This window comes from Xanthomonas sp. SHU 199 (assembly GCF_000364665.1).
GTDB lineage: Bacteria > Pseudomonadota > Gammaproteobacteria > Xanthomonadales > Xanthomonadaceae > Xanthomonas_A > Xanthomonas_A sontii.
Genome location: NZ_AQOI01000065.1, coordinates 1 through 9,222 on the forward strand (window position 1 = coordinate 1; position 9,222 = coordinate 9,222).

A 9,222-nucleotide genomic window follows, 5' to 3' on the forward strand; every position below is an offset into this window, starting at 1 on the left:
CGCCGCGCCCTGCGCGCTGTGCGTGCTCGGGGTGGCGCTGGTCGCGGTGCAGACCCTGGCCGTGGCGCGGCCGCACATTCCCGCCAGCCTCGGCCTGCGGGCGACGGGACTGGCCTGCGCGGTCGGCGCGCTGGCCTGCTGGACCGCCTACTCGATCAAGAACGCGCGCTGGCTGCGGCGGCGCCCGGACCTGTCCGGCCGCGACTGGTCGCTGCTGACCGGCGTGGTCACCGGCGCGCTGGCCCTGACCCTGGCGCTGCCGGCGTTCGCCCTGTCGGGCACGGCCCATGCCGGCGCCGACTGGATGCGCTTCTGGGGCATGGCGCTGGTGCTGGCGCTGTTCGCTTCGGTGATCGGCAACGCCTGCTGGAACCACGCCAGCCGGCTGCTGCCGCTGACCCTGGTCGGGCAGATGATCGTGTTCGAGACCGTGTTCGCGCTGCTGTACGGCTTCCTCTGGGAGCAGCGCTGGCCGACCGCGCTGGAACTGCTGGCGATCGCCTGCCTGCTCGGCGGCGTGCTGTGGTGCACGCTGGTGCACGCGCGGCCGCAGCCCGCAGCGCACGAAGCCAAGCCCGGTTAAGCGGCGCTGCCTAGACTGGCGCAGGTCCTCTCACGGGAATCGCGCCATGCACCCCCTCCTGCGCCGTTGCTGCCCCGTCCTCGCGCTGGTCTTCGCACTCGCCGGCTGCAGCAACGCCTCCACCGCACCTTCCGCCGCGACACCGGATTCGGCCGCCAACGCCAGCGCACCGGCGGCAACCGGCAAGTGCGACACCGTCCCCGACCATGCCTACGACCTGCCGGCCGGGCGCTTCGATGAGGTCTCGCAGCAACTGGCCCACGCCACCGGCTGCATGGTCGTGTATCGCGATCCCGGCCTCGCCTCGCTGCCGGTCAACGCGGTGAAGGGACAGGTCAGCATCCGCAAGGCGCTGCACCAGGCGCTGGACGGCACAGCGCTGCGGATCTCGGAGGAAAGCGCCGACGCGATGACGGTCGTGCGCCGCTGACCCGGCGGCGGCGCGGTGGGTTGCTACCATGGCCGCACTCCACCGCACGGAAGATCGCCATGTCCCGCCATTTCGCGTCGTTGCTGTGCTCCCTGTGCCTGCTCGTCGGCGTGCTGCTGTCCAGCGCCTGCGCGCGCAGCGAAACCGCCAAGCCATCGGAGCCGGCGCCGGCACCCACGGCATCCGCGCCCGGCCTGCCGGTGAAGGTCGACACCAGCTGCCGCACCGATGCCGACTGCACCGTCAAGAACGTCGGCAACTGCTGCGGCGCGATGCCGGCCTGCGTCAACCGCGACAGCCCTACCGATCCGCAGGGCGTGATGGCGCAGTGCCAGGCCAGCGGGCGCATGAGCGTGTGCGGCTCGCGCGCGATCGCCGGCTGCTCGTGCGTGGCCGGGCAATGCAGCGCGCGCGCCGCGCAAGCCGATACACTGCGCGCCCCCCAGCCTGCCGAACCCGTCCGCTGATGCTCTACGCGCAAGTCCACCTCACCCTGCCCGCCTGGATTCACGAGGCGGTCGATCCGCAGGCCGTCTACGCCAGCGATACCGACAAGGTCGCGCTGGCGGTGGAACTGTCGCGGCTGAACGTGGACGCCGGCAGCGGCGGCCCGTTCGGCGCGGCGGTGTTCGGCCCGGACCACCGCATCATCGCCGTCGGCGTGAACCGGGTGGTGCCGCAGACCACCTCGCTTGCGCATGCCGAGAACATGGCCTACATGCTGGCCCAGCAGCGCCTGCAGACCCCGCGGCTGAACGCGGTGCTGTCGCCGGTGACCCTGGCTACTTCCTCGCAGCCGTGCTGCCAGTGCTACGGCGCCACCATCTGGGCCGGCATCGACCGCCTGCTGATCGGCGCCAGCGCCGAGGACGTGATGGCGCTGACCCCGTTCGACGAAGGCCCGCTGCCGGCGGACTGGGTCGGCGAGTTGCAACGCCGCGGCATCGAGGTGGTGCGCGGCCTGCACCGCGACGCCGCCTGCGCGGTGCTGCGCCGCTACGGCGAACTCGACAGCCCCCGCTACTGACCCCGCCGGAAGGCTTGCCCATGTCCTCCGAGAACGGCCCGCTGGTCCATGGCCTGCTGTGCTACTGCCGGCCCGGCTTCGAACCCGAACTGGCGGCCGAGCTCAACGCCCGCGCCGGCGAGGCCGGGCTGGCCGCCTACGCGCGCACCGAGCGCAACAGCGGCTACGCGCTGCTGCTCAGCGACACCGCGGTGCCGGCGCAGGCGCTGCCCTGGCGCGGGCTGATCTTCGCCCGGCAGAAGCTGCAGTTGCTGGCCGACCTGCGCGAGCTGCCGGCCAGCGACCGCATCGCGCCGATCCTGCAGGCGCTTGCCGGACAGCCGCGCTTCGGCGACCTGTGGGTCGAACATCCGGACTCGGACGCCGGCAAGCCGCTGTCGGGCCTGGCGCGCAGTTTCGGCAACGCGCTGCGCCCGGCGCTGCGCAAGGCCGGCCTGCTCAGCGACAAGCCGCAGCCGCGGCTGCCGCGCCTGCACGTGTGCTTCGTGACCGGCACCCACGCCCTGCTGGCGGTGGCCGACAGCGAGGACAGCGCGCCGTGGCCGCTGGGCATTCCGCGCCTCAAGCTGCTGCCGGAGGCGCCCTCGCGCTCGGCGCTGAAACTGGAAGAAGCGCTGCTGGCGCTGCTGACCCCGCACGAGCGCGAGACGCTGCTGCGCCCGGGCATGCGCGCGGCCGACCTCGGCGCCGCCCCCGGCGGCTGGACCTGGGTGCTGACCCGCCAGCACCTGCACGTGACCAGCGTGGACAACGGCCCGCTGCGCCAGCATGTGCTCGACAGCGGCCTGGTCGACCACCTGCGCGCCGACGGCTTCCACTGGAAACCGCCGCAGCCGCTGGACTGGATGGTCTGCGACATGGTCGAGCAGCCGCGCCGCGTCGCCGAGCGCATGGCCACCTGGTTCCGCGAGGGCTGGTGCCGGCACGCGATCTTCAACCTGAAGCTGCCGATGAAGAAGCGCTGGGACGAGACCCGGCTGTGCCTGGACCTGTTCGCCGAACGCGCCGAGCGCCCGCTGCAGTTGCGCGCCAAGCAGCTCTACCACGACCGCGAAGAGATCACGGTGCTGGCGATCCCCGGCTGAGCGGTCGCGCGTCCACATGCGGTGTTTCGTAGCAGCGGCTCGACCGCGATGGGTTTCCCGGGAAAGCCATCGCGGCTGAAGCCGCTCCTGTGACGAGCGCATTGGCGCCGCCACCGCTACAGCACGATCCGCGCCCCGTCCTCCCGCGCCGAGCGCTGGATGGCATCGACGATGCGCATGTCGCGCAAGCCTTCCTCGCCAGGCACGCGCAGCGGCGTGCCCTGCAGGATCGCCAGCGCGTCCTCGTCCATCTGCAGCGCCTGCTGGTGGTACACCCGCGCGTCGAACAGGCGGCCATCGCTGGCCCGGCCGCGCACGCCGTCGTAGGCCTGGAACGGCGCCAGTTCGTACCAGCCCTTCGCGCACTCGGCGCGCAGCAGGTTTATGGTGCGGCCGAAGCTGGCCGCGCAGCTGGCGATCACCTCGTGCGGGAACTCCAGGGTGAAGTGCATGTGCTCGTCGACCTCGTCGAACAATGCCGGCCGATCGGTGGATCGCCGCGCGCTGACCGCCAGCGGCTCGGCGCCGGTCGTGTAGCGCGCCGCGTTGAGCGGATACACGCCCATGTCGTACATCGCACCGCCGCCGTACTGCGCGCGCAGCCGCCACGGCCGCTGCGCCGGGTCGGTGTCGCCGTAGCCGGCATAGCCCGCCTCGGCGCGCACGCTGCGCATCGCCCCGAACGGGCGTTCGCCGGCCAGGGCGATGAGGCGCCGGGTGTTGGGCTCGTGCTGCATGCGGTAGCCGATGCTCAGCCGCACCTTGTTGCGCGCGCAGGCCTCGATCATCGCCTGCGCCTGCTCGGCGTGCAGCGCCATCGGCTTCTCGCACCACACGTGCTTGCCGGCGGCGGCGGCGCGGATGCTCAGCGGCGCATGCAGATGGGTGGGCGTGACCACGTAGACCACGTCGATGTCCGGGTTGTCGGCGATGCGCTCCAGCTCGTCGTAGCTGTAGACGTTGCGATCCGGGATGCGATAGCGCGCCTGCCACTGCGGGATTTTCTGCGGCGAGCCGGTGACGATGCCGGCCAGGCGGCAGTGCCTGGTCAGGGCGAGCCCCGGGGCCAGTCGGCTGCTGGCGTACTCGCCCAGGCCGACCAGGGCCACGCCGAGCGACTTGCGGCGTCGTGCCGGCGTGGCCGCCCACGTGGACGCTCCGAGCATGCCGGCGGCGGTGGCGGAGAGGCCGGCCAGCAACAGGCGGCGGCGATTCGGCGAGGACGGCTCCATGCGCAACTCCGACCGGAAGGATGCTTCACCCTAACCGCTGGCGCGGCATCGGCACTGTGAGCGCTATCGCGCGATGCGCCGGGGCCTCTGGCACACTGCCGCCTCCCCCGCCGTTCGGACACCCGATGCGCTGCCGCCCACTGCTTGCCGCCCTCGCCCTGCTGCTGGCTGCCTCCGCCGGCGCGCAGGAGCCCCTGTTCCACGCCCGCGACCTGGTCGGCGATGGCGTATTCACCGACAAGATCGAAGGCCCTGCGACCGGCCCGGACAGTGCGCTGTACGTGGTCAACTTCGCCCACGACGGCAGCATCGGCCGGGTCCAGCGCGACGCCACCGGCCGCGGCCAGGCCACGCTGTTCGTGGATCTTCCCAACGGCAGCATCGGCAACGGCATCCGCTTCGACCGCCGCGGGCGCATGTACGTGGCCGACTACGGCCAGCACCGCATCCTGCGCATCGCCCTGCGCAGCAAGCGCATCGAGGTCTACGCCACGCTGCCGGGCGCGTTCCAGCCCAACGACATCGCGATGGCGCCGGACGGCACCCTGTACGCCAGCGACCCGGACTGGAAGCACAATGGTGGCCAGCTGTGGCGCATCGACCGCGACCGCAGCGCGCATCTGATCGAGACCGGCATGGGCACCACCAACGGCATCGAGATCAGCCCCGACGGCGAGCGCCTGTACGTCAACGAGAGCGTGCAGCGGCGGATCTGGGTCTACGACCGTGCCGCCGACGGCGCCGTGTCCAACAAGCGGCTGTTCGCCAGCTTCGCCGACGCCGGGCTGGACGGCATGCGCTGCGACGTCGACGGCAACCTGTACGTGGCCCGCTACGACGCCGGCAAGGTGATCGTGCTGGCGCCCGACGGCACGCTGCTGCACGAGGTCGCGACCAAGGGCCGCAAGCCCACCAACCTGGCCTTCGGCGGCGCCGACGGACGCGATGTCGACGTGACCCTGCAGGACCGCGGCGCGATCGAAACCTTCCGCAGCGACCGCCCCGGCCGCGAGCACGGACGCTGATGGGATGCGTATCGCAGCGGTGTCTCAGCCCGCGCAATGGCTGCCTGGCATCCTGGCTGCACTGACTGGAGGGCCGCGCACATGCAGCCGATCGAACTGAACAACCCGGCCGGCTTCGCCGACGAATTCCTGCGCCTGACCCTGCTGCAGGGCTTCCAGTCGCTGACCAAGCGCGACCTGGAACTGCTGATCTTCGTGTTGCTGGAACGCGACGGCGCGATCTCGCGCAGCGATTCCAACAACGCAGTGGCGATGCGCCTGCGGGTGACCCCGGCCAAGGTCAAGGGCCTGCGCCGCGACGGCTATGCTCGCTGGCGTGCGCTGGTGCCGGAGGACAACGAGGCGGCGCTGCAGCGCATCGTCGCCACGGTGCTGACCGAGGACAACCTGCGCGCCGGGGCCAAGCATGTCAGCGAGCGCAGCAAGAAGGACGGCTTCCTGGCGATCCGCATCGAGCATCCCGACGACCAGCAGCGCTTCGAACAGGCCATCGTCGACGTCGGCGCCATGCCCGTGTACGAGCGCAACCGCGACGTGATGGCGGTGCGCTTCGACACGCTGCTGAAGATCGCCGAGCGCTGGGGCTACCTGCAACCGGAGCCGGAGAAGGTGACGCACGAACTGCAGAAGCTGGCGCCCACCGCCGAGGAGGTCGCCGATCTATTGAAGAAGGACGTGAGCAAGCTACGCTGGGAGGACGTGCGCCGCGCGCTCAACAGCCTCGGCGCCAAGGCCGTCGCCAGCACCGCCGAGGGCGGGCTGAAGGGCCTGTTGAAGCTCGCGTTTCCGTTCATCCCCGGCTGAGCCGGGGCCGCCATCCATCGCCATACTGGAGTCCGTTGTGTCCATGTCCTGCCGTTCCCTCGCCCTGCTCTGCTGCCTGTGCGCCTGCGTCGCGCCGGCCGCGGCGCAGAATCTCAACACTGCCTCCAGCGCCACCACCGAGCCGCTGCGCGACGTGCCGGTCAACGTGCGCGCGCAGCCGCTCAGCAATGGCGTGGTCACTCACCAGGTGCAGTTGCCGGCCACGCCCGGCGAAGCGCAGGTGACCGTGCGCAGCATCCAGCCGGACCGTGTGGCCGGCAGCTACCGCATCGACTTCGAGGCGCTGGACACCGACCACGACGGCTATATCAGCCGCAGCGAAGCGCAGGCCAATCCGTCGCTGGCCGACGAGTTCGACGCGCTGGACACCACCCGCAGCGGTCGCCTCAGCCGCGAGCAGCTCGCCGGCTGGCTGTAGCCGCAGCGACATGCGTCCCGGCGCCGCCATGAAGGACGCCGGGACGCCGTCGGTCGCGGCCCAAGGCATATTGGAAACGCTTGCTAAACAGCGCCGACGCGCAGATGCGAACGCCCGATTTTTTTAGTGTCGATTAATTCGGCCAGGCCTATGTTCTTGACTCCTTCCCAGCAACAGGAGTCGTGCCATGAACCGCATCGTTCCTCGTCTCGTCCCGTTCGCGTTCGCGCTGCTTGCCGCGCCGGCGCTGGCCATGGCGCAGTCGGCGCCGGACGAAGTGACCCTGCACCAGAACGGCCAGATCATCAATGTCACCTCGGTCGAACCCAACTCGATCGTCGGCGACTACCACATCGACTTCGCCAAGCTCGACCGCAACCATGACGGCTACATCAGCCGCGCCGAAGCCAAAGCCGACCCGACGCTGTACGCCGAGTTCGATGCCGTCGACGTGCATCACCACGGCCGCCTGAGCAAGCCCGACCTGGAAGGCTGGATGTCGACGTGACGCGACCCACGCGTAGACTCACCCGCACCCTCTCCACCACGCGCGCCGCCTGCGGCCTTCCCGCCGCATGCGGCGCGATTGTTTTCTGAAGCGACAACACCGCAGACACCGGCAACGCGAGCGCCACAGCACCGCGCAACCGCATCACCCACACTGACGCCGCCATCGCCGCTGCATCGACCCGATCTCCTCGCAGCGCGTGTCTTCCACCACGCCACCCCGCCGCTCGGCCTCGCTCACCGCGCTGACGACAGCTAAAGCAGTCCCTCCTGCAGCGGCGCATCCCGCGCCCCGCCCCAGGGATCGTCCAGCAGATAGCGCGCCGCGACCGGCTGCGCCGCCGGCACCAGGGTGAGCCGGTAATACACCTCGTCGTCGCCTTCGCAGACTTCGTAGTACAGCGCGTAGTCGCCAGGCTGCAGCGCCAGTGTCACATCGAAGGCCTCGGCGGCGGACGCCACCTGCACCCGCGCATCCGGATTCACCCGGAACGGCACCTGCGTGCGCCGCTGCGCACGCGGATCGGGCGCGAACGCCTCGGCCAGCACCAGGTGCACCTGCGCGCCGAACGCGTCCTCGGGCAACGGATCGAACACCACGTAGTCGCGATGCAGGACCGCGCCCTGCTCCAGGTTGCGCGGCCCCCAGCGGCAGGCGGCCTCGTCGAAGGTGCGGGCACGCAACTGCACCTGGCTGTGGGAAATCAGCAGATCCACGGTCTGCGTCCGGGTCGCGTCTTGCATCGTCGTTCTCCATGGCAGGAACGCGGCCTGCGTGCTGCGCTTCGCGCCCTACCCTCACCCCAACCCCTCTCCCGAGGGGAGAGGGGCTCAAGCAAACCAGCCGACGCTGGCGCTTCCTTCTCCCTCCGGGAGAAGGTGCCCCCGAAGGGGCGGCTGAGGGGACGGGCGCCGCTCGCCGCGCGTGGTCGAATCTGCGGCCGCCGCGTCCGGCCGGAGCGCGCGGTCACACGCCGGAAGCGCGCTTCCAGAAACCGTGCATCAACAACGGCAGCTTGCTGGCCAGGCCCAGCAGCGGGCCGCGCAGCAGGGTCAGGTGCAGCTCGTCGTTGGAGAACAGCCGGTTGATCGCATCGAAGCCGTAGGCGGCCACGGTGTTGTCGCTGCGGCGGCCACGCGCCCAGCGCGCCAACCGCTGCGGCGCCGCCCAGTCGACCCGCTGCGTCTGCGCCTGCCGCACCAGTGTCGCCAGCGCGGCGACGTCGCGCAGGCCCAGGTTGACGCCCTGCCCGGCCAGCGGATGCACCACGTGCGCGGCATCGCCCAGCACCAGCAGACGACCGCGCTGGTAGGCCTCCACCAGTTGCCGGCGAAGCGGGAAGCCCAGCCGCGGCGACAGCGCGCGCACCGCACCCAGGCGGGCGCCGAAGGCCTGGGTCAGTTCGGCGCCGAACGCCGCATCGTCCAGCGCCAGCACCCGCGCCGCCTCGGCCTCGGGCAAGGTCCACACGATCGAGCTGCGGCCGTCGGCGAACGGCAGGAACGCCAGCGGGCCGCCCGGCAGGAAACGCTGCCAGGCCGTGTCCTGGTGCGGCTGTTCGGTCTGCACGAAGGCGACCACGCCGCGCTGGCCGTAGTCGTGCGCCGGCGCGTCCAGTCCGGCCAGCCCGCGCACCGTGGACTCGGCGCCGTCGGCGGCGATCGCCAGACGCGCGTCCAGGCGGCTGCCGTCGTCCAGGCGCAGGCGCGCACGCTCGGCCGACGGCTCCAGCGCCTCCACCCGTGCCGGGCAATGCACCTGCACGCCGGCCGCCGGCAGCGCCGCCCACAGCTGTTCGACCAATAGATTGTGTTCGACGATCCAGCCGAGTTGGTCGCGGCCCAGAGTGTCGGCGTCGAAGGCCAGTTCGCCACCGCCGCCGGCATCCCACACGCGCATGCGCCGGTACGCGCTGGCGCGACTGGCGACGACCTGCGGCCACACGCCCAGGCCCTGCAGCAGCGCCGCATTGTCCGGGGCGAAGGCGTACACGCGCAGGTCCGGCGTGTCGGCCGACCAGCGCGGCGGCTCGCGGCCCTCGACCAGCGCCACCGCCAGGCCTTCGCCGGCCAGGGCCAGCGAAGGCCTG

The 9,222-nt window shown here is 71.3% G+C and carries 12 protein-coding genes; 9 read left to right on the plus strand and 3 right to left on the minus strand.

What is annotated here, in order from left to right; translation table 11 throughout:
* From D183_RS0103370 to rlmM, 5 genes are all read left to right on the plus strand, one after another.
* On the plus strand, nucleotides 1-583 hold a 583-nt coding region (locus D183_RS0103370), incomplete at its 5' end, for an EamA family transporter (RefSeq protein WP_017907749.1).
* Between the two features lie 46 nt (nucleotides 584-629).
* Entirely contained in the window at nucleotides 630-1,013 is a 384-nt protein-coding gene (locus D183_RS0103375; protein WP_017907750.1) for an STN domain-containing protein, read from the plus strand.
* Between the two features lie 59 nt (nucleotides 1,014-1,072).
* A complete protein-coding gene (locus D183_RS0103380) occupies nucleotides 1,073-1,480 on the plus strand; it encodes a hypothetical protein (protein WP_017907751.1) in 408 nt (135 codons plus the stop codon).
* Nucleotides 1,480-2,040: a nucleoside deaminase gene (locus tag D183_RS0103385; RefSeq protein ID WP_017907752.1), complete on the plus strand. Its 561-nt coding sequence runs from the start codon at nucleotides 1,480-1,482 to the stop codon at nucleotides 2,038-2,040. The genes D183_RS0103380 and D183_RS0103385 overlap by 1 nt, the downstream gene beginning before the upstream one ends.
* Before the next feature lie 20 nt (nucleotides 2,041-2,060).
* Nucleotides 2,061-3,125, plus strand: coding sequence for a 23S rRNA (cytidine(2498)-2'-O)-methyltransferase RlmM (gene rlmM, locus D183_RS0103390; RefSeq protein ID WP_017907753.1), 1,065 nt, complete (start codon nucleotides 2,061-2,063; stop codon nucleotides 3,123-3,125).
* Between the two features lie 116 nt (nucleotides 3,126-3,241).
* Here the strand turns inward: rlmM and D183_RS0103395 are convergent, their stop codons facing one another.
* The gene (locus tag D183_RS0103395; protein WP_017907754.1) at nucleotides 3,242-4,357 is read right to left on the minus strand and encodes a Gfo/Idh/MocA family oxidoreductase; all 1,116 of its coding nucleotides are present in this window, start codon (nucleotides 4,355-4,357) and stop codon (nucleotides 3,242-3,244) included.
* 125 nt (nucleotides 4,358-4,482) lie between these two features.
* Between D183_RS0103395 and D183_RS0103400 the strand changes: the two genes are divergently transcribed.
* From D183_RS0103400 to D183_RS0103415, 4 genes are all read left to right on the plus strand, one after another.
* On the plus strand, nucleotides 4,483-5,382 hold the full coding sequence (locus D183_RS0103400; protein WP_017907755.1) for an SMP-30/gluconolactonase/LRE family protein: 900 nt from the start codon (nucleotides 4,483-4,485) through the stop codon (nucleotides 5,380-5,382).
* Between the two features lie 81 nt (nucleotides 5,383-5,463).
* Nucleotides 5,464-6,186, plus strand: coding sequence for a hypothetical protein (locus tag D183_RS0103405; protein WP_017907756.1), 723 nt, complete (start codon nucleotides 5,464-5,466; stop codon nucleotides 6,184-6,186).
* A 43-nt stretch (nucleotides 6,187-6,229) separates the two neighbouring features.
* On the plus strand, nucleotides 6,230-6,625 hold the full coding sequence (locus D183_RS0103410; protein ID WP_017907757.1) for a hypothetical protein: 396 nt from the start codon (nucleotides 6,230-6,232) through the stop codon (nucleotides 6,623-6,625).
* 187 nt (nucleotides 6,626-6,812) lie between these two features.
* Nucleotides 6,813-7,133: a hypothetical protein gene (locus D183_RS0103415; protein ID WP_017907758.1), complete on the plus strand. Its 321-nt coding sequence runs from the start codon at nucleotides 6,813-6,815 to the stop codon at nucleotides 7,131-7,133.
* A gap of 254 nt (nucleotides 7,134-7,387) precedes the next feature.
* Here the strand turns inward: D183_RS0103415 and comJ are convergent, their stop codons facing one another.
* Both comJ and D183_RS0103425 read right to left on the minus strand, forming a co-directional pair.
* A complete protein-coding gene (gene comJ, locus D183_RS0103420; protein WP_017907759.1) occupies nucleotides 7,388-7,876 on the minus strand; it encodes a competence protein ComJ in 489 nt (162 codons plus the stop codon).
* Nucleotides 7,877-8,099: 223 nt separating this feature from the next.
* The gene (locus D183_RS0103425) at nucleotides 8,100-9,212 is read right to left on the minus strand and encodes a UbiH/UbiF family hydroxylase (protein ID WP_232757197.1); all 1,113 of its coding nucleotides are present in this window, start codon (nucleotides 9,210-9,212) and stop codon (nucleotides 8,100-8,102) included.
* Nucleotides 9,213-9,222 lie beyond the last annotated feature (10 nt).

Excerpts from the sequence above, each read along its gene's own strand:
- D183_RS0103375 (WP_017907750.1), top strand. The coding sequence starts at position 630 with ATGCACCCCCTCCTGCGCCGTTGCTGCCCCGTCCTCGCGCTGGTCTTC.
- D183_RS0103380 (WP_017907751.1), top strand. The coding sequence starts at position 1,073 with ATGTCCCGCCATTTCGCGTCGTTGCTGTGCTCCCTGTGCCTGCTCGTC.
- D183_RS0103385 (WP_017907752.1), top strand. The coding sequence starts at position 1,480 with ATGCTCTACGCGCAAGTCCACCTCACCCTGCCCGCCTGGATTCACGAG.
- rlmM (WP_017907753.1), top strand. The coding sequence starts at position 2,061 with ATGTCCTCCGAGAACGGCCCGCTGGTCCATGGCCTGCTGTGCTACTGC.
- D183_RS0103395 (WP_017907754.1), bottom strand. The coding sequence starts at position 4,357 with ATGGAGCCGTCCTCGCCGAATCGCCGCCGCCTGTTGCTGGCCGGCCTC.
- D183_RS0103400 (WP_017907755.1), top strand. The coding sequence starts at position 4,483 with ATGCGCTGCCGCCCACTGCTTGCCGCCCTCGCCCTGCTGCTGGCTGCC.
- D183_RS0103405 (WP_017907756.1), top strand. The coding sequence starts at position 5,464 with ATGCAGCCGATCGAACTGAACAACCCGGCCGGCTTCGCCGACGAATTC.
- D183_RS0103410 (WP_017907757.1), top strand. The coding sequence starts at position 6,230 with ATGTCCTGCCGTTCCCTCGCCCTGCTCTGCTGCCTGTGCGCCTGCGTC.
- D183_RS0103415 (WP_017907758.1), top strand. The coding sequence starts at position 6,813 with ATGAACCGCATCGTTCCTCGTCTCGTCCCGTTCGCGTTCGCGCTGCTT.
- comJ (WP_017907759.1), bottom strand. The coding sequence starts at position 7,876 with ATGCAAGACGCGACCCGGACGCAGACCGTGGATCTGCTGATTTCCCAC.